We start from the raw sequence: 22,023 nt of genomic DNA, 5'->3' as shown, positions 1-22,023 counted from the left end.
CTGGCCTGGCCTTTCACGCCTCCGGCCGGGGGTTTCCGCCGATGGGGCGGGCGGCCGGCCGGCCATTGTCAAGCGTTCCGTTCCCGTTCATGGTGACGGCACCCCCCAGCGCCCGTGCGCTTCCTTCAGGCATCCCGCAAGGCGATCGCCGGGCGCGCAGCACGAATGCAGGTGCCCGTATGAACAGTGCACGGAAACTGTGCTCCCTCCTCACCATCCCGTCGGCACTCGCCCTGATCCTGACCTTCGCCCCCGCGGCCGCGGCCGCCCCCGCCCCGGACGCCGCGGCGCAGTACGTGGTGACCGGTCCCGGCACCGCCCAGCAGCGCACCGAGGTGGCGCGGACCGGGGCGGCGATCGACGACGTCCGGACGGGCGAGCTCTCGGTCACCGCCATCCCGGCGGAGGTGCGGGCGATCCGGAGACTCGGCTACACGGTGCGGGCGGCGCCGCCCGCGTCCCCGGCCCCGGTCGAGACCAAGGCCGCGACGTCGTACCACACGTACGCCGAGATGCGGCAGAACGTCGACTCCGTCGTCGCCGCGTACCCGCAGATCGCGCGGCAGTTCGTCGCGGGCAGGTCGTACCAGGGACGCGACATCGTCGGCGTGAAGATCAGCGACAACGTGGCGGCCGACGAGAACGAGCCCGAGGTGCTCATCATCGCCAACATCCACGCGCGCGAGCGGCTCACCGCCGAGCAGGCGCTCGACTACATCGGGCAGCTCACCAGCGGGTACGCGGGCAACAGCCGCATCAGGAACCTGGTGAACGGGCGCGAGATCTACATCATGCCCATGACCAACCCGGACGGCCAGGTCTACGACATGACCAGCGACACCTCCGCCGGCCGGTGGTGGCGCAAGAACCGCCAGCCCAACTCGACCTCGACGGGCACGGACCTCAACCGCAACTTCGCCTACCGCTGGGGCTGCTGCGGCGGCTCGTCCGGCAGCGGCTCCAGCCAGACCTACCGGGGCACCCGCGCCGAGTCGGCCCCCGAGACCAAGGTGATCGCCGACTTCGTGCGGAGCCGGGTCGTAGGCGGCACGCAGCAGATCAAGATGTTCCTGGACATCCACTCCGAGGCGGAACTGGTGCTGTGGCCGTTCGGCTACACCTACAACAACACCGTCCCCGGGACGATGACCGCCGACGACGAGCTGGCCCACCGCACCATCGGCCGGGAACTGGCCGGGACGAACGGCTTCGTCCCGCAGCAGTCCAGCGACCTGTACATCACCGACGGCACCACCATCGACTGGACGTGGGGCCAGTACCGCATCTTCTCCTACACCTTCGAGCTGGGCGGAGGCAGTTTCTACCCGCCGCCGTCCGCGATCGACCGGGAGGTCCAGCGCAGCCGCGAGGCCCTGCTGCGGCTGACCGACTACGCCGACTGCCCCTACCGGTCGATCGGCAAGGAGGCCCAGTACTGCGCCGCCTGACCCCACGGGCATGAAAGGACCGGCGGGCGGTCGCCGCCCGCCGGTCCTGGCAGATGCGAAAAGAGCGAGACTTCAGCTGACGACTCTCTGCAGCGATAGCCCTCCTTACGGTCTTCCTGCTCCGTGACGTACGCGCACCGGGTCGTCCCCCGGAGGTGAGCGCTGCCGCCGCATCGGGAGGCCGCTCCCGGCGGGCCGGGCGGCGCGCCGCACAGCGGGCGGTGCCGGGAACGAGAACGGGAGATATCGCCACGGTCGCCCGGCCGGCGGCGTCCAGGGAGGTGCGGGCGGCCCAGGCCGGGTGGGCGGTCCGCCGAAACTCGCCGCGACCAGGGCGTCGAACTCGTCCCTCAGCCACTGCTCGTCGGCGCAGATCAGCTCTGCGAACTCGCGGTCCACCCGCCGCGGCACGAGGCGCTGCATCTCGATCACTCCCCGGAAACCCTCTGCACGTTCACCAGGTCATCGACCGACTACACCATTCCTATACCCAGACGTGCAGGAGCTTGTCAAGTGCGGCTGGAGGTATCCACCAGGGCCGCCGTGCAGAGCTCGGCCCATCCCCTCGTATGCCGCGGGAGTACGGCGACTGGACGTATCTTGGTGCAGGCAGGAGCAGGCTGCGAGACAGAGACTTGACGTCTGACAAGAGGATTCCTACAATCTGAGTTGCAAGTTCCTTCTGTGGCGATCAGGCATCCGGGCCTCCGGGGCCCGGGCATCTTCGGAGGTGAAGCATCATGCTGCTGACGTCGATCGACCCGTTCGTGCAGGAGTTCGAGCGCCAGTTCGACCGGGCGTTCCGCCAGTCCGCCGGGAACGGCACCGGCGCGGGCATGCCGATGGACGGCATCCGGCGCGCCGACGACGTCGTCCTGCGGTTCGACCTGCCCGGTGTGAACCCCGACTCCGTCGAGATCACCGTCGACCGCGGCGTCCTGTCGGTGACCGCGCACCGCGAGGAGGAGATCGGCGAGGACGAGCGGCCGTTCATCCGCGAACGGACCATGGGGTCCTTCACCCGCCGCGTCTACCTGGCCGAGCACCTCGACGCCGACGCGATCGAGGCCGCCTACGACAACGGCGTCCTGGCCATCCGCATCCCGGTCCTGGAGAAGGCCAAGCCCCGCAAGGTCACCGTCCAGGCGGAGCGCGGCCGCAAGGCGCTCAAGAGCTGACCGGAAGCATCCGGCGACGGATCACCCGCGGCCCGGTCCCGCGCTACACCGGGACAGGGCCGCGGTCTCATTGGCCGTAGAGGCGGGAGAAGGAGGGGCGTGTGAAGCTGCCCATGGACGACGAGCACGCGGCCCTGTTCACCGTGGGACAGGTCGCCGACATGCTCGACGTGCAGCAGGCGTTCCTGCGCCGCATCGACCAGCACCAGGTCGTCTCGCCGCAACGTTCGGCCGGGGGCCAGCGCCGCTACAGCCGCCACGAGATCGGCCGCATCCAGCAGGTCGTCACCATGATGGACGAGGGCATGACGCTGCCCGCGATCCGCCGCATCATCGAACTCCAGCACGAACTCGCCCAGGTGACCCGCGAGCGCGACGAGCTCGCCCGCCGCCTGGAGGCGACCTCGGGGCCCCAGGTCAGCAGACCTTCACCGTCCGGGTGATCTCCTGCTGGCTGGGGCCCTGCAGGACCAGCCGGTAGGTGTGGGTTCCCGCTGCTTCGGCCTGGATGCCGCTGGTGCTGAACGACGGGTCCGCCTGGAACTGGATGGGGTGCCCCCTGCCGAGACGGCCGTCGAAGTAGATGCTGAACTTGATCAGCGTCGGGTTCTCGCTGCCGGTGATCCTGTACCGGAAGGGGGAGCCGTCGCCGTCCTCGCAGGCGGCGCCGGTGCCGACGGTGAAGAAATCGATCCGCGCCGTGGGACCGGTCGGCCCCGAGCCGCCGCCGGAGCCGCCGCCGGAGCCGCCGCCGGTCCCGCCGCCCGTCCCGCCGTCACCGCGACGGGCCTGCCGTCCGCGCCGTACCCCAGGTAGACGACCCCGGATCAACCGAAACGTTCGCGGAGGGCCGGGAGAAGGTCGGCCTCCGCCCACGTGCGGAAGTCCTTCTGCTGCTCGGCCCCGGACTGGCAGATCGACAGGTGGGTGAAACCCGCGTCCGCGAACTTCTGGACGGCCTCGACGTAGTCGTCCACGTTGTCACCGCACGGGACGGCCCCGGCCACGTCCTCGGGACGGACGGTCTGCACCGCGGCCTCGAAGTTCACCGGGCCCGGCAGTTCGGCCATCACCTTCCACCCCGGCGACGAGAACCTCCAGATGCGGTGCGCCCGCTCCTTGCACTCGTCGTAGTCGGAGCCGTAGGAGACGGGGATCTGTCCGTAGACGGGTCTGCCCGCGCCGGCCTCGTTGCGGAACAGGTCGACGACGTCCCCGTTGGGCTGGTCGGAGATGAGCAGGTCGGCGTGCCGGGCCGCCAGCCGTCCGGCGCGCGGGCCGTCCGCGGCCACCCCGATCGGGACGGGCCGGTCCGGCAGGTCGTACAGCTTCGCGGAGTCGACGGTGAAGTGCCGGCCCCGGTAGTTGACGTAGTCGCCGCCGAACAGCGCCCGGATGATCTCGACGGCCTCCGCGAACATCTCGTGCCGGACGTCCACCGACGGCCAGCCGCGCCCGACGACGTGCTCGTTGAGATTCTCGCCCGCGCCGAGCCCGAGCGTGAACCGCCCGTCCGACAGGACGCCCATCGTGGCGGCCTTCTGCGCCACGACGGCCGGATGGTAGCGCATGATCGGGCAGGTCACCTGCGTCATCAGCGGGATGCGGTGGGTGGCCTGGGCCAGCGCGCCCAGCACCGACCAGGCGTAGGCGGAGTGGCCCTGGTCCTCCAGCCACGGGAAGTAGTGGTCGGAGACGGCCGCGTAGTCGAAGCCCGCCTCCTCCGCCTCCACCAGGTCGGCGACGAGCTGCTTGGGCGGTGTCTGCTCGCAGAGCAGCGTGTATCCGAATTCCATGCCCGTTCGCATACCCGCCCGGACGCGCTGAATCGTCACTGCCGGTCCGTGGTCCGGAGACGCGACACGCCCCTCTTGGCTACATTGAGTGACCTCTGGTATACATAGAGCTATCTCGCTGCGACCTGCAGTGAGGCAAGGGACATCCGGTATCCACCTTGAGATCCGGGCGTGACAAGGAAGAAAAGGAACCACATGAAGTCCTACACCTACACCGAGCTGGAGCAGCTGACCGGCGAGGTCCTGCCCGAGCGCGCCGTTCTGTCGACCCTGCTCGTCGGTGGCGGCGGCGAGAACGAGAACGCCAACTTCAACCTCAACCACGGCGGCGGCAACGGCGACGGCGGCACGACCGCGGTCGTGCCGAACTGCCAGAGCGTCATCAACTCGAGCCAGGGCGTGGCCGCGGTTCTCGCGCCGGTCCACAACTCCTCGTTCACCTGCGCCGGCAGCACGGTGGTCTCGGGTCACTGATCCGACCGAGCATGACCGCGGGCTCACGCCCGCAAGGGAAGGGCTGGCGTTCGCCCGCCAGCCCTTCCCCCTTTTCTCCCGACAACGCAAAGGCTCAGAACGATGACCCCTACGCGCACCCGAACGCTCTCCTACGCGGAACTGGACCGGCTCACTCCCGAGATCCTCCCCGAACGGCTGCTGCTGTCCACCGCCCTGCCGCGCGGAGGCGACGGCTCCGGCACCACCACGATCGTCTACGCGTGCCAGGCGACCTACTCGTCCGGAACCACCGGCCTGCTCGGCACCGGCCTGCTCGCCCAACCGGCGTCCTCCACCCTGACCTGTGTCCCGGGCACCGTGGTCCACCAGGACTGATGGGCACACCAGCCACGCCGTCCGTGGACGGCACAGAGCCACCGGCCGCGCTCGTCCTGCCCGCGCTCGCCGAAGGCGCGGAACTCGTCGGCGAGTTCAAGAACTCCGGCTACCGCGAGCCGCCTCAGCTCGTCCTGCTGCCCAACCGGCAGCTCGCCCGGCTGCCACCGCTGCTCTTCATCGTCGCCAAGGCCCTGCACGACCACCGCCACCTCGCGGGTGAGGACGTCGGCCGGGCCCTCGACCAGGTGGCCGAGGCCGTCAGCGAGGAGGCCGGCGCGCGGCTCACCGCCGAGCAGATCGTCTACCTCGTCGACCGCAAGCTCGCCCCGCTCGGTGTCACCACCTACAGTGACGGCTCGCCGCCGCCGGTGGTCAAGGCCGACCCGTTCCTGGCGCTGAAGTTCAAGGTCGCCGTGTTCCCCGAGTCGTTCACCTGGTTCATCGCCGGGTTGTTCTCGTGGCTGTTCCGGCCCGCGGTGCTGGCGCTCGCGCTCGTCGCGTTCCTGGTGAGCGAGAGCTGGCTGCTGTTCTCGCAGTCGATGGTCGGCGCGCTGTCGTTCACGATTCTCAACCCGGTCACGATCCTGCTGGTCCTGGGGCTCGGGATCGCGTCGTGCGCGTTCCACGAGGTGGGACACGCCGCGGCGTGCCGGTACGGTGGTGTCCGGCCCGGGGTCATGGGCTGCGGGATCTACCTGGTGTGGCCGGCGTTCTACACCGACATCACCGAGTCGTACCGGCTCGGGCGCGGCGGCCGGCTCCGCGCCGACCTCGCCGGCGTGTACTTCAACGCCATTTTCGTGGTCGGGCTGGCTCTGCTGTACCTGCAGACGGGGTACGCGCCGCTGCTCGTCACCGTGTTGTACGTCAACCTCCAGATGATCCAGCAGCTGCTGCCGACCCTAAGGTTCGACGGGTACTACATCATGTCGGACCTCATCGGCATCCCCGACCTGTTCAAGTACATCGGGCCGATCCTGCGGCGGACGCTGCTGCGGCGCCCGGCGGACGCGCGGCTGCGGGACCTCAAGCGCTGGCCGCAGATCTTCGTCACGGTCTGGGTGCTGACCGTGATCCCGGCGCTGGCGTTCCAGATCGGCCTCATCATCAGCCAGGTCCCCGCCCTGATCGCCAAGGACTGGGCGATGATCCGCCAGCTCGCGCACGACGCCGCGAACGGGGCGGGCGCGCTGCAACTGCTCACGTCCGGGCTGCAGATCATCCTGCTGATCCTGCCGCTGGCCGGGGTAGCGCTGATCCTGTACAGCCTGGGCCGGCAGCTGGTGCGGTGGGCCGTCCGGTACGTCAACGGCCCCTCCCCCGACCCGATGCCGCACTCCTGAGTACCCACGCCCGGGTTCCAGCGGTGCGCCGGGCGCCCCATGCGGGCGCCCGGCGCATCCTTTCCCAGCGGCCGGTAATGCATTTTATACGCTTTACAAAAGAAGCTTCGGGATCGCGGACGACGGGAACCTACTCCGAGTAAGTAGCGAGATCCACCCCATCCCGTCCCCTGCCGAGCACGATCATCACCGGGCCCATCCCCGCCCGAAGGCGACCGGAGTCGAGGGCGATTCCGGGGTCGCACATCCGCCGCACGACGGCACCCCCCTTTTCGAAGGCCGGCGTACCCTGTCCGGCCTTTCCCGGAAGGCTCCGCATTGCTTCACCGCGTCACCGCCGCCGCCTGCACGGCGGCCCTCGCCCTGCTCGCACCGCTCGTCCCCGCCCCGGTCGTGGATCGTTCCACCGCGCTGGCGGGCACCGGACCCCGGGTCGTCGCCGAGACGTCGGTCGCGCCCCGCACCGTGGACCTGACCATCGACTCCCCCGCCATGGGCCGCACCGAGAAAGTCCGGCTCCTCCTCCCGCGGGGATGGACGAAGGACACCGGCCAAACCTGGCCCACCCTCTGGCTCCTGCACGGCGGAGTCGACGGATACACCGCCTGGACGCGCGATACCGACGTCGCCGAACTCACCGCCCGCACCGGCGTCATCGTCGTCATGCCGAACGGCGGACGCTGCGGAAACTACTCCGACTGGTGGAACTACGGGGACGGCGGAACCCCGCAATGGGAGACGTTCCACATGACCGAACTCCGACGCATTCTCGAACGGGACTACAACGCCGGGCAAAGGCGGGTGATCGCCGGTAATTCCATGGGCGGTCTCGGCGCCATGCTGTACGCGGCCCGCTTCCCCGGCATGTTCGAGGCCGCCGCCGCGTTCAGCGGATACCTCGACACACTCCTCGGCCACGAGCCGGGGAAGAGCTCGACCGGCTGGGGTCCGGCGCTCGCATGCCCCGGCACCGACTGGCGCCGCGTGTGGGGCCACCCCGACGCCCAGGCCGCGATCTGGCGCGCGCACAACCCCGCCGACCTCGCCGGGCGGCTGCGCGGCGTCCGGCTGTGGGTGGCCAGCGGCAACGGCAAGGCCGGGCCGCTAGGCGGGATGCCGTTCACCGACCCGGTCGAGGCCGCGGCCCACGACCACGCCCGGTCGTTCGCCGGGCGGCTGCGCGGCCTCCGCATCCCCGTCACCACCCGCTTCTTCGACGGGCAGCACGACTGGCCGTACTGGGAGCGTGGGCTGCACGAGGCGTACCCGATGCTGCTGGACGCCCTCGGCCGCACGTAGCGGCCGCGGCGGGGAGGGCGCTCAGGTCTGCCGCAGCGCGTCCATCGCGTCCTCGTCGCTTCCCGGCGGGCCGTTCCACTCCACGAGCAGGACGGTGGCGTCGTCGTCGAGGTGTCCCGCGTGATGGTCGAGGATGTTGTGGATGAGCCGCCGCAGCGTCTCGGGGACGGACATCCCGTCCTGCTCGTGGCGGATGATGAAGTCGACGAAGCGGTGGAGGCCGAACTCCCGCTTCTGCGGGTCGCGGGCCTCCACGATCCCGTCGGTGTAGAGCAGGACACGGTCGCCCGGCTGGAGCTGCTCGCTGCACAGCTCGGGCTCGACGCCGAGGTCGGTGCCGAGCGGGGTCCCGGGCCGGCAGTTCAGGGTGGTCACCCACCGTCCGCCGCGGATGACGGCCGGTTCGGGATGCCCGTACGAGGCCCACGACAGAACGCCGGACTGGATGTCGAGTTCCGCCAGCACGGCCGTCACGAAACGCCCCGATCCGTCGTACCTGACGAGTTCCTCCTCGATCGCCTGGCCCGTCTCGGGAATCCCGGCGCCCCTAAGCCTGCTGCTGCGCCACGCCGCGATCGCGAGGCTGGACGTCAGCCCCGCGGTGGTGTCGTGGCCCATGGCGTCGAAGACGCCGAGGTGGACGGTCTCGCCCGCCAGCGCGTAGTCGAAGGTGTCGCCGCCCAGCTGGTAGGCGGGCTCCAGCGCCGCGCCGATCACCACCTGGTCGTTGGCGAAGGTCATCGGCGGCAGCAGCCGCCACTGGATCTCCGCCGACACCGTCATGGGCCGGGTCCGAATCAGCCGCGAATAGGAGTCGCTGTAGGGGCCCTTGCTGACGATCAGCAGGGCCACGAGGCCGGACAGGTACGCGGCGTCGTCCATCGCCTGCTCGTCGTCCTCGCCGGCGGTGACGCGGAGGACCCCCACCCGCTCGGCCCCGTCCAGGATCGGGAGCCACCGATGGCAGGTCCCGTCGTCGAACACCTGGCCCTTCACCGGCCGCATGGTCCGGAACACGCGCCCCGGCAGCGTGCCCTCGACCTTGTACTCGGGGATCTCGTCGCCCGGGTCCTGCCCCGCGTCGTGCCCGCGTCCCGTCAGCAGCCGCAGGACCGTCTGCCGCACGTCCGCGACGTAGATCACCACGTCGCCCAGGCCGGAGTCGGCGGCGTGCCGGGCGACGGCGTCCGGCAGCTGCTCCATGGACATCAGGTGGCTGGCCGCCACCAGCTCTCTCAGCATCGGTTCGCCGCCCTAGGCCGTGGTCCGTCCGCTCGGTAGTGGTCCCGTCCGCTCGGTAGTGCTCCGGCCTTCCACTACCCGTCTGGACGTTTCCCATGTGGCCGGCGGTCCGAGACGGGCCACACATAGGGCAGGTCATCCGGGGTGCCGGGGAAGAGAGCGCCGTAGAAGCCGGGGTCCTTGCGGACGAGGGCCGACCGGTGGCTCAGGTGGAACCCGGCGTCGCCCAGCCAGGGCGGCAGCTCGCCGGCGACGGCGAGCCGCCCCTGGTCCCGCGGCCGCCGCACGCCCGTGGCCCCTTCGAGGTCGGCCAGCAGCGTCCCCGCGCACGTGTCGCCGTGGCCGAGGTCGCACCAGTGGCGGCAGACCTCCAGGCCGTAGCGGACGAGGGCCTCCTCGTAGCCCGTCCACATCCGCGCCGCCGGGTGGTGCCGCCAGCCGTACCCGGGCACGGTCAGGGCGCGCAGCACCTGGATCGCCTCGACCCGCTGCTTGCCGAGCCTGCGCGGGTCGAGGACGCGGGCGGTGGCGGCGAAGTCCGCGTACGGCAGGAAGGTCTGCACGCCCCGTCCCCTACCCGGGACCGCGCGGGCGAGCGTCGAGAGACCGCAAAGGCGGGCGTCCGGTGCGATCAGCTCCGGGCGGGGGACGGGCCGCCGGGCAGCGCCGCGGCGATCTCGGGTTTCAGCAGGTCGCGGACGCTCGCGTACGGGGCGCCGAAGTTCAGGTTGGCGCAGCCGTCGCTTCCGCCCACGAGATGGGCGATGCGGAATTCGGCCTGGGTGAGGAACGGGGTCAGGTAGGGCGGGTCGGTGTCCCTGCCCGGTGCGGTGGGCGCCTTCCTCGGGAGGAAGTCGGCGACCTTGAACCGCCCGTCGGGGCTGCAGTTCTCCCATCGGGGCTCGGCCGGCGCCCGCTGCTCGACGCTCGCCTGGAGCCGGCGCACCCCCTCGGCCGTCAGCGTGCCGGGACGGAACACGTCGGCGGCGGTGAGCCTGCGGCCGGTGCGCAGGTCGACGGTGACGACCTCGCCGCCGGGCGACCCGTCCGCCTGCTGGCACCAGTCGGAGAGCTGGAAGTACCGGACGGACACCAGGCGGGGTCCGCGCAGCCCCAGCGTCGTCTCGGTCCCGATCTGCATGGGCCTGCCCGCGCAGGGCGTCTGGCGGGCGCCCTCCCGCGCCATCTCGATCAGCCGGTCCAGCGGGCCGCGCAGCTCGGCGTTGATCCGCCGCTCCAGGTCCGGGTCGCCCAGGCCGGTGACCTTCGCGTACCGCGCGTTCTGGATCTCGATCCTCGCCGGGCCGCCGGTGAGCGTCCGGCTGTCCGCGGCCATCGTCACGACCGGGGCGGGCGGGGGCTCGGCGCCGTCCCGCCCGGCGTAGATCGCACCGCCCGCCGTCGCGGCGACCACGGCGGTGCCGGCGACCGCCATCGTCCCCTTGCCGGCCGCCGTGGCGAGGAAGCCCTTGCCGACGGACGCCCCCACGGCGCCGGCGGAGGCCCCGCCGCCCGTCCCGGCCGCGCCCGCCGCGCCCGCGGTGGACGCCCCGGCCGCACCGGCCGCCCCGGCCCCGGCGGACGCAGGGGCGACCGTGAGCGCGCCGAGCGGGAACAGCGCGGCCAGCGCGACCGCGGCGGCGGCCAGCGCGCGGACGCCGCGCCGCTCCCAGTCGCTCCCGTACGCGGCGGCCGCGGCGGACTCCAGCCACGTGACAAACTCGGCCGCGCCCGGGGGCCGCTCCCCCGAGTCCTTCGCCATCCCGCGCAGGACGAGCGGGCGCAGCGGCTCGGGCACGCCGGCCACGTCGACGGGGGCCGTGAGGTGCCGGTTCATCAGGGCGGCCCGGTCCGCCGCGGCGAACGGCCGGTGCCCGGTCACGCACTCGACGAACACGCACGTCGCCGCGTACACGTCGGTGGCGGGCGTGGCGGGCTCGCCGCGCCACTGCTCGGGGGCCATGTAGAGGGGCGTCCCGGCGGACGAGCCGTGCCCGGCCAGGACGGCGACGCCGAAGTCCACGAGCTTGCTCAGCCCGTCGGGCCGCACGACGACGTTCGCCGGCTTGTAGTCGCGGTGGACGACCCCGACGGCGTGGGCGGCGGCGAGCCCGAGCAGCGAGCCCTTCAGCACGAGCAGCGCCGCCTCCGGCGCCAGGGACCCGTGCTCGCGCAGCACCTCCTTCAGCGCCACCCCGTCGACCGCCTCCATCACGATCGCCGCGCCGTGCTCGCTCTCCGCGAACCGGTACAGGCGCGCCACGTACGGGCTGGTCAGGCGGCCGAGCATCTGCGCCTCGGCGCGCAGCCCCGCGACCGCCGCGGCGTCCCCCCGCCCGAGGTACTTGATCGCGACCGGGGCCCCGGTCGCGGTGTGCCGGGCGAGGACGACCCGGCCCTGCGCGCCGCGGCCGAGCTCGCGGTCCTCGGTGAACTCCGCCAGCCGCCATTCCATCCCGGTCACCCCCGTGCTTCTGGAGCGCGCGGCTCCTGCTCGAACCCCACCGACCGGTGACGTCCCCGCGCGCCGAAATGTTCGCGGAAACACGCCCTCGGTGCCACCTTCGGACAGGGCCACTGGAGGACGGGTGAGATGGGACACACCGCCGGCGGCGGGCGCGCGCGTCCGGGACCGTTCGAAGGCACAGGTCACCGGCCCGGCTTGTCGGTTTCTGACAAACCACCCTGGAAAGGCGCGGCCATGAATGGCCCGAAGGACTGTGCTAAACCCATCTGGGGTCGGCCGAGGCGGAAGGATCTTCATGGGCGCGGCGGAGGATTTCGCGGAGGTCGTCGACACCGGCCGCTATCCGCTGACCGATCCCGGCGGCCCCGGATGGGACGCCGCGGTTTCCCGGACCCGGGACGCGCTGGCCGAATCGGGCTGCTGCGTGCTTCCCGACTTCATCCGGCCCGCGCTGCAGGACGCGCTGAGCGCGGAATGCGCGACGATCGCGCCGCGCGCCCACTACGACGTCGAAACGGTGAACGCCTACAACGTCGACGTCGGCACCCCATTGCCGGAAGACCACCCGGGCCGTATCACGATCGAGCGGGGCAACGCGTTCGTCGCCCGGGACCACATCCCCGCGGACTTCATCGTCCACCGGCTCTATTCCAACGAGCTGTTCCAGCAGTTCGTGGCGGCCTGCTTCGGGCTGCCGCGCGTGCACGAGCTCGCCGACCCGCTGTCGGCGCTCTGCCTCAACGTCGTCAAGCCCGGGATGGAGCATCCCTGGCATTTCGACACCAACGAGTTCACCGTCAGCCTCCTCACCCGGGAATCGGAGGAGGGCGGCGTCTTCGAGTACTGCCCGAACATCAGGTCGGCGGAGGCGGAGAACTTCGGCGACGTGCGCAGGGTACTCACCGGCGACGGCGGCGATCTCATCCGCCGGCTGGCGCTGCGCCCCGGCGACCTGCAGCTTTTCAAGGGACGGTACTCGCTGCACAGGGTGAGCACCGTCGGCGGGAACACCGCTCGGCACACGGCGATCCTCGCCTACAGCGAGCGTCCGGGGGTCATCGGCAGCGTCGCGCGCACGAAGCAGCTCTTCGGCCGCGTCCTGCCCGCACACCTGGCGGCGGAGGGGCGCGCCGTCCGGGTGGACCGGCTGCTGGACTAGGAGACCGCGTGCGCGTTGACACCACCGGAAAGATCTCGCTCGACCACATCTACACCTCGCCCGACCCCCGCGCCTATTTCAGTACGCTGCGCGAACTCGACTACGACATCCCGGAACTGGCGAAACCGCATTTCCGCCGGTTCATCGCGGAATACCGGCAGGCGTCCGGGGTGCCGCGACCGACCGTTCTGGACATCGGCTGCTCCTACGGCATCAACGCGGCCCTGGTGAAATACGGCGCCACCATGGGCGAGCTGTACGATCGCTACGGCGGCCGCGACGCCCACCGGCACACCCGCGCGACGCTGCTGGCCCGCGACCGGGAGCTGATCCGTTCCCATGAACCCGCTGACGACCTGCGCTTCCTCGGTCTCGACGCCTCGGAAGAGGCCCTTTCCTACGCGCTGGAGGCCGGGTTCCTCGACGGCGCCGTCCACGCCGATCTGGAGAACGGCGACCCGACCGACGAGCAGCGCGCGCAGCTCGCGGGGACCGATCTGGTCATTTCCACCGGCTGCCTCGGCTACGTCACCGAGCGCACCATTTCCCGCATCGTCGAGGCGCAGGACGGCCACCGGCCGTGGATGGCGCATTTCGTCCTGCGGATGTTCCCGTTCGACCCGATCGCCGACACCCTCGCCGCCGCCGGGTACGAGACCGTCCGGCACGACGGGCTGTTCCGGCAGCGGCGCTTCGCCACGCCGCGGGAGCGGTCGCTCGTCCTGGACCGCCTCGCCGCCGCCGGCGTCGACCCGGCCGGGCTGGAGACCGGCGGCTGGTTCTACGCGCAGCTCTACATCTCCAAGCCGTGCACCTGAGCACTGACAACACGAGGATCGAAGTGAACGCCAGCGAAGAGATCTCGACCCGCACCTTCGGCAACGAGGAGCACCTGCCGCGGGTGCCGCTGCCGACGCTCGACGCGACGTGCGCGAAGTTCATGGAGTGGTGCGGACCGCTGCTGACCGCCGAGGAGCGGGCGCGGACCGAGTCCGCGCTGGCGGAGTTCGCCCGCCCGGACGGTCCCGGCCGCGCGCTGCAGGCGGCGCTCGAACGCTACGACGCGGCGGAGGGCGTGCACAGCTGGCTCGACACCTTCTGGCCGTACCGCTACCTCGGCCGGCGTGACCGCATCGCCCTGAACGCCAACTTCTTCTTCCTGTTCAAGGAGTCGGCGGAGGGACAGGTCGAGCGCGCCGCCGGGCTCATCGCCGCCGCGCTCGACTACAAGCTCCGGCTGGACGCCGAGGAGGTCCCGCCGGCCGTACAGCGCGGCCGGCCGCTGACGATGGAGCAGCACAGGTTCCTGTTCTCCACCACCCGCATCCCCGGCGCCGAGCAGGACTCCGTCCGCGCCCCCTACACCGCGGAGTGGCCGGGGCCGTCGCGGGCCCGGCACATCGTGGTGTTCTTCCGCGGCAACATGATCAGGATGGACGTCCTCGGCCCGGAGGGCCACCCGCACACGCTGGACGAGCTGATGGCCGGCCTGCAGACGATCATGAAGGCGGAGGCGGCACCGGAACCGTCCGCCGGGCACCTCACCACCAAGGCCCGCGCCGAGTGGGCCGAGAGCCGCCGGGCCCTCACCGCCCTCGACCCCCGCAACGCGGAGGCCCTCGACGAGGTGGAGACGGCGCTGTTCTGCGTCTGCCTGGAGAACTTCGTCCCCAAGAACACCCTCGACGCCTGCGACCACCTGCTCCACGGCGACAGCGGCAACCGCTGGTTCGACAAGGCCGTGTCCTTCGTCGTCTTCGGTGACGGCACCGCGGGCATCAACGTCGAGCACTGCGGCCTGGACGGCACGACGATCCTCGCCTTCGTGGACGCGCTGCTGGAGGCACCGGCCGAACTGGTCTCCCGGCGCTCGGGCGCCGTGTCGCAGGGGCTCCCGGTCGTCGAGCCGATCGAGTTCGTCCTCGACGACGCCCTGCGGGAGGACATCGAGGAGGCCGCGGCGGCCTTCGCCGCCTACGGCGCGGCGACCGCGACGGCCACCGTGTCGTTCGAGGACTTCGGCTCCGCCCACATCAAGCCTCTGAAGATGTCGCCGGACGCGTTCGTCCAGATGGCCTACCAGCTCGCGCACCGGCGCGCGAAGGGCATCACCGGCGCCACCTACGAGTCGATCGCGACCCGCCAGTACCGGCACGGGCGCACCGAGGCGATGCGCGTCGTCACCCCGGAGGTCCTGCGCTTCGTCGACCTCATGGAGGACCCGGAGGCCGGCACCGAGACCCGCCGCGCCGCGTTCCGCGCCGCCGCCGAGGCCCACGTCCGGCGCGCCAAGGAGTGCCAGAGCGGGCAGGCCCCCGAGCAGCACCTCTGGGAACTGCAGCTGATCCAGCGGCGGCGCGGCGCCGAACTGGGCGTCACCGAGCCGCTCCGCCTGTTCGAGTCGCCGGGCTGGGTGACGATGCGGGACGACTACCTGAGCACCAGTTCGGCGCCGTCGGTCAACATCCGGTACTTCGGTTTCGGGTCGACCAGCGAGCAGTGCATCGGCGTCGCCTACGTCCTGCTCCCGGACCGCTTCAACGTCTACCTCAGCACGCCGCAGCCGGTCGCGGACGCGATGCACGTGTTCGCCGACCGCCTCCGCGAGGCCGTCCGGGAACTCCGCGAACTGCTCGCCTGACCGCCACCGGGTGTCACCGGCCCGGCTCGCGGGCCGGTGACACCCGGTCAGGCGGCGGCCAGGGCCTCGGTGGGGCTGAGGCGCGACGCCCGGACGGCGGGATACAGCCCCGCGACCGCGCCGATGACCAGGGTGGCCGCGACGCCGCCCGCCACCGCCCACATCGGGACGACGGCCGGCCAGCCCTGGTAGAGGGCGTACCCGGCGGTGACGAGGACGCCGATGAGCGCGCCCGCGACGCCGCCGAGCGCCGACAGCAGCAGCGACTCGGCGAGGAACTGCGTGCGGATCTGGCCGCGGGTCGCGCCCAGGGAACGGCGCAGGCCGATCTCCGAGCGACGCTCCAGCACCGAGATGACCATCGTGTTCGCCACCCCGACGCCGCCGACGAGCAGCGCGACCGCGCCGAGGCCGAGCAGCAGCCCGGTGAACGCCTCGCCCGCGGCCTGCTTCGCCGCCAGCGCGTCCGACGGGCGCGACACCTCCACCTCGTTCGGCGCCTGCGGGTTCGCGGTCGCGCCCAGCACGCTCCGGACGTCCTCGACGCTCGCCTCCCGCGAACGGGTGTAGATCGTCGTCGGATGCCCGTCGAAGCCCAGCGTGGACTCGGCGGCGGGCCAGCCGACCAGCGCGGCCGTGTCCAGTTCGGGAGCCAGCGGCGCCGGGGCCAGGATGCCGATGACGGTGAACCGGCGGCCCCCGACGAGGATCTGCACGTCCGGGTCCGCGCGGCCGATCCCGAGCCGCTCCGCGGCGGTGGCGCCGAGCACGACCGCCGGGTACGCGCCCGTCGCGGCGTTCAGCCAGGCGCCGTCGGCGAGCTCGGCCCCCGTGGCGGCTCGCAGGTCGGTGCGCGCGGCGTAGGTGGCGATGCCCTTCGTCTCGGTCTCCGGCACCCGGTCCGTCCGGTAGACCTTCGCCTCGTCCAGCAGGCCGGTCGCCGACACCTCCCGGACCGGCGCGATCCGCGCCACCATCGCCTCCGATTCGAGCGGCAGCTGCGCCTCCTCGCCGGTCAGCGTGCTGCCGGGCGAGACCGTCAGCACGTTCGTGCCGAGCGCGGCGAGCGTCCGGTCGAGGTCGGCGCGGGAGGACGACGACACCCCGACGACCGCGACCATCGCCGCGATCCCGATCGCGATGCCGAGCGCCGACAGGAACGCCCGCATCGGGCGGGTGCGCAGGCCCACGGCGCCCACCCTGAGCACGTCGCCCGGCCACATCCGCGCGGGCCGCAGCGCGGGCCGCGGCACGGGCCCCGGCACGGGGGCGGTCATCGGCCCGCCTCCGCCAGCGCGCCCGCGGCATCGGCCGCCGAGTCGCCGACGATGCGGCCGTCGCGCATCCGGACCCTTCGGGGCAGCCCCGCGGCGATCTCCCGGTCGTGCGTGATGACCACGACGGTGGTGCCCGCGGCGTGCAGCTCCCGGAGCAGCGCCATCACCCCGTCCCCGGACGCCGAGTCGAGCGCGCCGGTCGGCTCGTCCGCGAGGAGCAGCGCGGGGTCGCCCGCCACCGCCCGCGCGATCGCGACGCGCTGCCGCTCGCCCCCGGACAGCTCGTGCGGCTCGTGGTCCAGCCGGTGCCCGAGACCGACCCGCTCCAGTGCCGCCGCGGCGCGTTGCCGCCGCGCCGCCGGACGCAGCCCCGTGTACAGGAGGCCGTCCGCGACGTTGTCGAGGGCCGGGGTGCCCGCGGCCAGGTGGAAGTGCTGGAAGACGAAGCCGATGCGGCTCGCCCGCAGCGCCGACAGCCGCCCGTCGGACAGCCGCCCCACGTCGTGCCCGTCGATGCGGACGCTCCCCGACGTGGGACGGTCCAGCGTGCCGAGGACGTGCAGCATGGTCGACTTCCCGGAGCCGGACGGCCCGACGATCGCGGCCAGCTCCCCCGCGCCGATGTGCAGCGACACGCCGTCGAGGGCGCGGACGCCGCCGGGGTACACCTTGGTCACCTCCCGCAGTGTGATCATTTCGGCACCCCCACGAGCGTGCCCTCCGCGATCCCGGGCCCGGAGACCTCGACCTTCCCGTCCGCGAACAGGCCGGTCTCGACGGGGACGTGGGACGAGGCCGCGCCCCGCACGACCTCCACGCCGAAGCCGCCCTCCCGCAGCGCCACGAGCGCGGCGACCGGAACGGTCAGGACGTCCTCGCGCTTCCCGGCGGTGAACGCCACGTCGACCGATGCCAGCGCGTACTCGGCGGCGGCCTTCTTCGCCTCCCCGGAGTCGAGCCAGATGGTGACCTCCACCTTCGTCTCCGGCTGCTGGCCCTGCTCGCCCGGATCGATCACCGTCGTGACGTCGTCGATCTCCGCGGTGACGCTCCGGTCCCCGGGCAGCGTCACCTCGACCTCGGCGCCCTCCTCGGCCATCCGCTGGTCGGCGGTGTCCAGCTCCACGGTCACGGCCTTGGCGGTGCCCGTGTGGTCGAGCACCTTCTTGCCGGGGGCCACCGGCTCGCCCGGGTTCGCGTGGACGCTGTCCACCCGGACCGGGCCGGAGGCGAACGCGACCCGGCCGAGTTCCACGATCCCGGTCTCCGGGGCGCCGATGTCGTCCTGCCACTCCCGGACGGCGTCCGCCGTGGCCGCGGTGTACTCGGTGTCCACGGTGAAGCCGCCGTAGCCGAGCTTGCCGAGATTCGCCTCGAAGCGCCGCACGTCGGAACCCGCCGTCCCGATCGTCAGCGGCCGGTAGGACGGTTTCGACCCGTACATCAGCACGACCGGGTCGCCGTCCACCTCGTACAGCTCGCGGCCCCGGGTGATCTCGTCGCCGCTCTCCGGGAGCCTGGTCAGCGTCCCTCTCGCCTGGCTGATCGCGGTGTGCGCCGGGCCGTGGCCGAGCCGCCCGTCCTCGGTCAGGGTGTCCTTGAGCGTCTGCCTCGTCACCTTCGCGGTGCTCGGCGGCAGGCCCGCCGCCGCGGCACCGGAGTCCCCGCCACCGCCGGCGGCCGCGACGGCCGCGACACCGCCGGCCGCGGCCACGGCGCCGGCGGCCAGCGCGGCCTTCAGGCGCGGCACGCGCCGTCCGCGGCGCCGCGGACGCTCCGGCTCCCGCACCGGCGCCGGTTCCACGGTGACACCGCCCGTCACTTCCGGCCGCCCTGCAGGACGTCCTGGCATGCGCGCTGCGCCGACTCCAGGTCGGGGTCGTCACCGACCGTGTTCCTGTCGATCTTGATGCCGCGCTGGCCCGGCTCCGGGTCCGGGAACTTCTCCACGCCGTTCCGGCGCATGCACTCGGCGAACTGGCGGCCCCGCTCCTGCTGCTCCGGATCGGGCGCGCCGGTGGCGTTCGCCATGGGGTCGTACTGCCGGCACGCCTCCATCGCCTTGTCGACGGTCTCCTTCGGGACGTTCTTCATCCTGAGCCGGATGCCCTCGCCGGGCTTCGGGTCGTCCATCTGGACGCCGTTCTCCCGCATGCACTGGGCGAACTTCACGCCCATCTCGTCCGGGTCCGGCTTGCCCCCGCCGCCCGCCGCGCCGTTCTGCCGCTCGCCGCCCGCCGAGGCCACCCCCGAGTCGTCTCCGCCGTCCGAACCGCACCCGGTCAAGGTCAGCGCCAGGGCGAGCGGCAGCACCGCAAGTATCCGCAGTCGCATGTCGTCTCCTCGTCTCTCCCGGCCGGAGCGGTTCCGGCCGGACGGAGAGCGATGCAACCCGGTCCGGCGTTTCCCCCGCGTTTCCGCGCGCCGAGCCCGAATCCCTAACGGAAACGAAACACCGCGGAGGCCACACTCGGTCCGGAGCCGGTGAAGGGAGCATCATGCGGGTGCTGGTGGCGGAGGACGAACGGCTGCTCGCCGACGCGATCGCCGAATGGCTGCGCGGCGACGCGCACGCCGTCGATCTCGCCTACGACGGCGCCGCCGCCCTGGAACGCGTCGGCGTCAACGACTACGACGTGGTCGTCCTGGACCGCGATCTCCCCCTCGTCCACGGCGACGACGTCTGCCGGGAGGTCGTGCGGGCCGAGACCGCGGCGCGCGTGCTGATGCTGACCGCCGCCGCCGAGATCACCGACCGTGTCGACGGTCTCGGGCTCGGCGCCGACGACTACCTCACCAAGCCGTTCGCGTTCCCCGAACTGGCCGCCCGCGTCCTCGCCCTCGGCCGCCGCTGCCGCCCGGCCGCGCCGCCCACGCTGCACCGCGCCGGCATCACCCTCGATCCGGCGCGCCGCGAGGTGTTCCGGGACGGCCGCTACGTCCCCCTCGCCAGGAAGGAGTTCGCCGTCCTCAATGAACTGCTCCGCGCCGACGGCGCCGTCGTCTCGGCCGAGCACCTGCTGGAGAAGGTATGGGACGAGCACGCCGACCCGTTCACCGGCGCCGTCCGGCTCACCGTCCTGAAACTGCGCCGCAAGCTCGCCGACCCGCCCGTCGTCGAGACCGTCAAGGGAGCGGGGTACCGGATCCCATGAGGCTGTCGCTCCGCGCCCGGCTGACCCTCACCTACGGCGTCCTGTTCCTCGTCGCGGGCGTGCTGCTCCTCGGCGTCACCTACGTCCTGTTCGAGCAGCAGCTCTCCCGCGGCAACACCAGGTTCCTCGCCACCCACACCGGGCCGGGCACGACCGGGCAGACCCCTCGGGACGGCGACCAGATCATGGCCGAGACCAGGCGGCTCTTCGAGGAGGAGCGCGGCGAGCTGCACGACGCGGCCATCACCTCCCTGCTCACCCAGGGCTCGATCGCGCTGCTGGCCGTCGGGGCGGCCGCCGTGGGCTTCGGCTGGCTCATCGCCGGCCGGATCCTCACCCCGCTGCACCGCGTCACCGACACCGCCCGCCGCATCGCCGGCTCCCCCGCCGCCGACCGCGGCCTCCACGAACGGATCGCGCTGCGCGGCCCCCGCGACGAGGTCAAGGAGCTCGCCGACACCTTCGACACGATGCTCGAACGCCTCGACCGCTCCTTCGACGGCCAGCGCCGCTTCGTCGCCAACGCCTCCCACGAGCTGCGCACCCCGCTCACCCTGGGCCGCGCCCTGGTCGAGATGGCGATGCACCGCGAGTCGGCGTCCCCGGACGTCCGGCGGCTCGGCGAGACCCTCCTGCAGATCAACGCCCGGCACGAGCGCCTCATCACCGGGCTGCTGCTGCTCGCCCGCTCCGAGAACGAGATCACCACCCGCGCGCCCGTCGACGTGGCCGACATCGTCACCCACGTGGCGTCCCAGACCGCCCCGGAGGCGAAGGAGGCCGGCATCACCATGGAGACCGAGACGGCCGAGGCCGTCACCACGGGCGACGCCCTCCTCCTGGAACGGGTCGTGCAGAACCTCCTGGAGAACGGCCTGCGCCACAACACCGCCTCCGGCTGGGTCAGGATCTCCTGCCGGCCCCGGAACGACGACGTGGTCCTCGACGTCACGAACTCCGGCCCGGCCATCCCGCCGTACGAGGTCCCCGCCCTCTTCGAGCCCTTCCGCCGCCTGGACACCGACCGCGTGGTGACCGCGAAGGGCGCCGGCCTCGGCCTGTCCATCGTCCAGGCGATCATCCAGGCGCACGGCGGCACGATCGCGGCGGCCCCGCGCCCCGCCGGCGGTCTCCACATGACCATCACCCTCCCCCGGACCCCGGCGGACGCGGAACCGCGCAGCCCGCGGGCGGATCGAGAGGCGGTCGGGAGGATGCGGTAGGCGGTCCCGCGGGCGGTCCGGCGGCCGCTCAGCGGGCGCCGTGCCTGCGGACGTCGCGGGGGGTGACGCCGAAGCGGCGGCGGAACGCGTGGCTGAGGGCGCTCGCGGAGGAGAAGCCGGTCGCGTGGGCGAGGTCGGTGATGCTGACGTCGCGGTCCAGGGGGTTGCGCAGCCGGTCCCGGACGACGCGGAGCCGCTCCTCGCGGATCAGGTCGCGCGGGGTCGTCCCGGCGCGCTGGAGGGCGAGCTGGATCTGGCGCAGCGACCAGCCGAGGTCCTGCGCCATCGCGGCGCCGGTGAGGCCGGGATCGGTGGCGTGCTCGCGGACGTAGCGGCGCACGACCGCCTCCACCTCGGCGAGGTGGCCGTGCGCGGGCGGCCGCTCCCCGCCCGCGACGACGAGGCACAGCAGCTCGGTGATCCGGTCGCAGGCGGCGTCGAACTGCGGTTCGGGGAGGGGCTCGTCGCCGACGGCCCGGACCATGTCGGCGACGACGCGGCCGAGCCCCGCGGACAGGTCGAGGTCGGCGGCGAGCGGTGACTCGGGGTGCAGGCGCCCGTCCACCTCGTGCGCCGGGATCGTCAGGACGAACGCGCGGGCGGGGCGGTGCTGGACGACCCGCACCGGCGCCGCCGGTGACAGCAGGCCGCCGGTCCCCGGGCGGAGCCGCGCCCGGCCCCCGGCGCGGAACACGAGCATCTCGCCCTGCAGCGGGAGCAGGAAGCGGTAGGCGTCCTCGGTCCCGGCGGGGCGGACGTGGTCGGCCCGGTCCGACCGGTACAGGACGAGCCGGTACACGGAGCTGCTCTGCCGGACCGGCCCGCCGAGGAAGTCGTCCACCGCAGGCCCTTCCGCCGCTCGATCCGCTCGCCGGTGACCGCCCGGCACCCGATGATCACCCCCCGGAACAGGTGATCAGCGCCTGGCAGCGTAGTACGCATCCCGCCGCCGAATCAGGTG

The 22,023-nt window shown here is 72.4% G+C and carries 23 protein-coding genes; 12 read left to right on the top strand and 11 right to left on the bottom strand.

Features of this window, described 5'->3' with window-relative positions; genetic code table 11:
* Nucleotides 1–179 precede the first annotated feature (179 nt).
* On the top strand, nucleotides 180–1,448 hold the full coding sequence (locus E1289_RS01705) for a M14 family metallopeptidase (RefSeq protein ID WP_207928718.1): 1,269 nt from the start codon (nucleotides 180–182) through the stop codon (nucleotides 1,446–1,448).
* A 105-nt stretch (nucleotides 1,449–1,553) separates the two neighbouring features.
* Here E1289_RS01705 and E1289_RS01700 read toward each other — a convergent pair whose 3' ends face one another.
* The gene (locus tag E1289_RS01700; RefSeq protein ID WP_131974499.1) at nucleotides 1,554–1,871 is read right to left on the bottom strand and encodes a hypothetical protein; all 318 of its coding nucleotides are present in this window, start codon (nucleotides 1,869–1,871) and stop codon (nucleotides 1,554–1,556) included.
* Between the two features lie 317 nt (nucleotides 1,872–2,188).
* On the opposite strand from E1289_RS01700, the gene E1289_RS01695 reads away from it, so the two are divergent.
* A complete protein-coding gene (locus E1289_RS01695) occupies nucleotides 2,189–2,626 on the top strand; it encodes an Hsp20/alpha crystallin family protein (RefSeq protein ID WP_131974497.1) in 438 nt (145 codons plus the stop codon).
* A gap of 101 nt (nucleotides 2,627–2,727) precedes the next feature.
* A complete protein-coding gene (locus E1289_RS01690) occupies nucleotides 2,728–3,069 on the top strand; it encodes a MerR family transcriptional regulator (protein WP_131974495.1) in 342 nt (113 codons plus the stop codon).
* Here the strand turns inward: E1289_RS01690 and E1289_RS01685 are convergent.
* Both E1289_RS01685 and E1289_RS01680 read right to left on the bottom strand, forming a co-directional pair.
* Nucleotides 3,044–3,457 (bottom strand): hypothetical protein, encoded by a 414-nt coding sequence (locus E1289_RS01685; RefSeq protein WP_131974493.1) that lies wholly within the window; start codon nucleotides 3,455–3,457, stop codon nucleotides 3,044–3,046. The genes E1289_RS01690 and E1289_RS01685 overlap by 26 nt on opposite strands.
* Nucleotides 3,454–4,422, bottom strand: a complete 969-nt coding sequence (locus tag E1289_RS01680; protein ID WP_131974491.1) for a TIGR03557 family F420-dependent LLM class oxidoreductase — start codon at nucleotides 4,420–4,422, stop codon at nucleotides 3,454–3,456. The genes E1289_RS01685 and E1289_RS01680 overlap by 4 nt, the downstream gene beginning before the upstream one ends.
* Nucleotides 4,423–4,617: 195 nt before the next feature.
* Here E1289_RS01680 and E1289_RS01675 point away from each other — a divergent pair, with 195 nt between their 5' ends.
* From E1289_RS01675 to E1289_RS01660, 4 genes are all read left to right on the top strand, one after another.
* The gene (locus tag E1289_RS01675; RefSeq protein ID WP_131974489.1) at nucleotides 4,618–4,896 is read left to right on the top strand and encodes a hypothetical protein; all 279 of its coding nucleotides are present in this window, start codon (nucleotides 4,618–4,620) and stop codon (nucleotides 4,894–4,896) included.
* Nucleotides 4,897–4,998: 102 nt separating this feature from the next.
* A complete protein-coding gene (locus tag E1289_RS01670) occupies nucleotides 4,999–5,253 on the top strand; it encodes a hypothetical protein (protein ID WP_131974487.1) in 255 nt (84 codons plus the stop codon).
* Nucleotides 5,253–6,599 carry a hypothetical protein gene (locus E1289_RS01665; protein ID WP_243712545.1) on the top strand — a complete coding sequence of 449 codons (1,347 nt, stop codon included), beginning with the start codon at nucleotides 5,253–5,255 and terminating at the stop codon, nucleotides 6,597–6,599. Before E1289_RS01670 ends, E1289_RS01665 begins: the two co-directional genes overlap by 1 nt.
* A 318-nt stretch (nucleotides 6,600–6,917) precedes the next feature.
* Nucleotides 6,918–7,898, top strand: coding sequence for an alpha/beta hydrolase family protein (locus tag E1289_RS01660; RefSeq protein ID WP_131974485.1), 981 nt, complete (start codon nucleotides 6,918–6,920; stop codon nucleotides 7,896–7,898).
* 21 nt (nucleotides 7,899–7,919) lie between these two features.
* On the opposite strand, the gene E1289_RS01655 is transcribed toward E1289_RS01660, so the two are convergent.
* The 3 genes from E1289_RS01655 to E1289_RS01645 all read right to left on the bottom strand — a co-directional run bounded on the left by E1289_RS01655 (nucleotide 7,920) and on the right by E1289_RS01645 (nucleotide 11,595).
* Nucleotides 7,920–9,140, bottom strand: a complete 1,221-nt coding sequence (locus tag E1289_RS01655) for a PP2C family protein-serine/threonine phosphatase (protein ID WP_131974483.1) — start codon at nucleotides 9,138–9,140, stop codon at nucleotides 7,920–7,922.
* A 74-nt stretch (nucleotides 9,141–9,214) separates the two neighbouring features.
* Nucleotides 9,215–9,703: an MSMEG_6728 family protein gene (locus E1289_RS01650; protein WP_131974481.1), complete on the bottom strand. Its 489-nt coding sequence runs from the start codon at nucleotides 9,701–9,703 to the stop codon at nucleotides 9,215–9,217.
* 68 nt (nucleotides 9,704–9,771) lie between these two features.
* The gene (locus E1289_RS01645; RefSeq protein WP_131974645.1) at nucleotides 9,772–11,595 is read right to left on the bottom strand and encodes a serine/threonine-protein kinase; all 1,824 of its coding nucleotides are present in this window, start codon (nucleotides 11,593–11,595) and stop codon (nucleotides 9,772–9,774) included.
* A gap of 307 nt (nucleotides 11,596–11,902) precedes the next feature.
* Here E1289_RS01645 and E1289_RS01640 point away from each other — a divergent pair, with 307 nt between their 5' ends.
* The 3 genes from E1289_RS01640 to E1289_RS01630 are packed head-to-tail and all read left to right on the top strand — an operon-like array spanning nucleotide 11,903 to nucleotide 15,407.
* Nucleotides 11,903–12,766 carry an arpA protein gene (locus E1289_RS01640; protein ID WP_131974479.1) on the top strand — a complete coding sequence of 288 codons (864 nt, stop codon included), beginning with the start codon at nucleotides 11,903–11,905 and terminating at the stop codon, nucleotides 12,764–12,766.
* An 8-nt stretch (nucleotides 12,767–12,774) separates the two neighbouring features.
* The gene (locus E1289_RS01635; RefSeq protein ID WP_131974477.1) at nucleotides 12,775–13,584 is read left to right on the top strand and encodes a class I SAM-dependent methyltransferase; all 810 of its coding nucleotides are present in this window, start codon (nucleotides 12,775–12,777) and stop codon (nucleotides 13,582–13,584) included.
* Nucleotides 13,585–13,607: 23 nt separating this feature from the next.
* Nucleotides 13,608–15,407, top strand: a complete 1,800-nt coding sequence (locus E1289_RS01630) for a choline/carnitine O-acyltransferase (protein WP_207928717.1) — start codon at nucleotides 13,608–13,610, stop codon at nucleotides 15,405–15,407.
* 47 nt (nucleotides 15,408–15,454) lie between these two features.
* On the opposite strand, the gene E1289_RS01625 is transcribed toward E1289_RS01630, so the two are convergent.
* From E1289_RS01625 to E1289_RS01610, 4 genes are read right to left on the bottom strand one after another with little or no spacing between them, the layout of a single operon-like run.
* Nucleotides 15,455–16,684 (bottom strand): ABC transporter permease, encoded by a 1,230-nt coding sequence (locus E1289_RS01625; protein ID WP_131974475.1) that lies wholly within the window; start codon nucleotides 16,682–16,684, stop codon nucleotides 15,455–15,457.
* The gene (locus tag E1289_RS01620; RefSeq protein WP_131974473.1) at nucleotides 16,681–17,379 is read right to left on the bottom strand and encodes an ABC transporter ATP-binding protein; all 699 of its coding nucleotides are present in this window, start codon (nucleotides 17,377–17,379) and stop codon (nucleotides 16,681–16,683) included. The genes E1289_RS01625 and E1289_RS01620 overlap by 4 nt, the downstream gene beginning before the upstream one ends.
* Nucleotides 17,376–18,488, bottom strand: a complete 1,113-nt coding sequence (locus E1289_RS01615; RefSeq protein ID WP_243712544.1) for a peptidoglycan-binding domain-containing protein — start codon at nucleotides 18,486–18,488, stop codon at nucleotides 17,376–17,378. The genes E1289_RS01620 and E1289_RS01615 overlap by 4 nt, the downstream gene beginning before the upstream one ends.
* 14 nt (nucleotides 18,489–18,502) lie before the next feature.
* Nucleotides 18,503–19,018 (bottom strand): hypothetical protein, encoded by a 516-nt coding sequence (locus E1289_RS01610; protein ID WP_131974469.1) that lies wholly within the window; start codon nucleotides 19,016–19,018, stop codon nucleotides 18,503–18,505.
* Between the two features lie 164 nt (nucleotides 19,019–19,182).
* Here E1289_RS01610 and E1289_RS01605 point away from each other — a divergent pair, with 164 nt between their 5' ends.
* Nucleotides 19,183–19,839 (top strand): response regulator transcription factor, encoded by a 657-nt coding sequence (locus E1289_RS01605; protein ID WP_131974467.1) that lies wholly within the window; start codon nucleotides 19,183–19,185, stop codon nucleotides 19,837–19,839.
* Nucleotides 19,836–21,062, top strand: coding sequence for a HAMP domain-containing sensor histidine kinase (locus E1289_RS01600; RefSeq protein WP_131974465.1), 1,227 nt, complete (start codon nucleotides 19,836–19,838; stop codon nucleotides 21,060–21,062). The genes E1289_RS01605 and E1289_RS01600 overlap by 4 nt, the downstream gene beginning before the upstream one ends.
* A 28-nt stretch (nucleotides 21,063–21,090) precedes the next feature.
* Here the strand turns inward: E1289_RS01600 and E1289_RS01595 are convergent, their stop codons facing one another.
* Nucleotides 21,091–21,903 (bottom strand): AraC family transcriptional regulator, encoded by an 813-nt coding sequence (locus E1289_RS01595; RefSeq protein WP_131974463.1) that lies wholly within the window; start codon nucleotides 21,901–21,903, stop codon nucleotides 21,091–21,093.
* Nucleotides 21,904–22,023: the final 120 nt, after the last annotated feature.

Source organism: Actinomadura sp. 6K520 (assembly GCF_004349245.1).
GTDB lineage: Bacteria > Actinomycetota > Actinomycetes > Streptosporangiales > Streptosporangiaceae > Spirillospora.
The sequence above is the reverse complement of the archived record's forward strand: the minus strand, read 5'-3'. Positions and strand labels throughout refer to the sequence as shown.

Excerpts from the sequence above, each read along its gene's own strand:
- E1289_RS01705 (WP_207928718.1), top strand. The coding sequence starts at position 180 with ATGAACAGTGCACGGAAACTGTGCTCCCTCCTCACCATCCCGTCGGCA.
- E1289_RS01700 (WP_131974499.1), bottom strand. The coding sequence starts at position 1,871 with ATGCAGCGCCTCGTGCCGCGGCGGGTGGACCGCGAGTTCGCAGAGCTG.
- E1289_RS01695 (WP_131974497.1), top strand. The coding sequence starts at position 2,189 with ATGCTGCTGACGTCGATCGACCCGTTCGTGCAGGAGTTCGAGCGCCAG.
- E1289_RS01680 (WP_131974491.1), bottom strand. The coding sequence starts at position 4,422 with ATGGAATTCGGATACACGCTGCTCTGCGAGCAGACACCGCCCAAGCAG.
- E1289_RS01675 (WP_131974489.1), top strand. The coding sequence starts at position 4,618 with ATGAAGTCCTACACCTACACCGAGCTGGAGCAGCTGACCGGCGAGGTC.
- E1289_RS01670 (WP_131974487.1), top strand. The coding sequence starts at position 4,999 with ATGACCCCTACGCGCACCCGAACGCTCTCCTACGCGGAACTGGACCGG.
- E1289_RS01665 (WP_243712545.1), top strand. The coding sequence starts at position 5,253 with ATGGGCACACCAGCCACGCCGTCCGTGGACGGCACAGAGCCACCGGCC.
- E1289_RS01655 (WP_131974483.1), bottom strand. The coding sequence starts at position 9,140 with ATGCTGAGAGAGCTGGTGGCGGCCAGCCACCTGATGTCCATGGAGCAG.
- E1289_RS01645 (WP_131974645.1), bottom strand. The coding sequence starts at position 11,595 with ATGGAATGGCGGCTGGCGGAGTTCACCGAGGACCGCGAGCTCGGCCGC.
- E1289_RS01640 (WP_131974479.1), top strand. The coding sequence starts at position 11,903 with ATGGGCGCGGCGGAGGATTTCGCGGAGGTCGTCGACACCGGCCGCTAT.
- E1289_RS01625 (WP_131974475.1), bottom strand. The coding sequence starts at position 16,684 with ATGACCGCCCCCGTGCCGGGGCCCGTGCCGCGGCCCGCGCTGCGGCCC.
- E1289_RS01620 (WP_131974473.1), bottom strand. The coding sequence starts at position 17,379 with ATGATCACACTGCGGGAGGTGACCAAGGTGTACCCCGGCGGCGTCCGC.
- E1289_RS01610 (WP_131974469.1), bottom strand. The coding sequence starts at position 19,018 with ATGCGACTGCGGATACTTGCGGTGCTGCCGCTCGCCCTGGCGCTGACC.
- E1289_RS01605 (WP_131974467.1), top strand. The coding sequence starts at position 19,183 with ATGCGGGTGCTGGTGGCGGAGGACGAACGGCTGCTCGCCGACGCGATC.
- E1289_RS01600 (WP_131974465.1), top strand. The coding sequence starts at position 19,836 with ATGAGGCTGTCGCTCCGCGCCCGGCTGACCCTCACCTACGGCGTCCTG.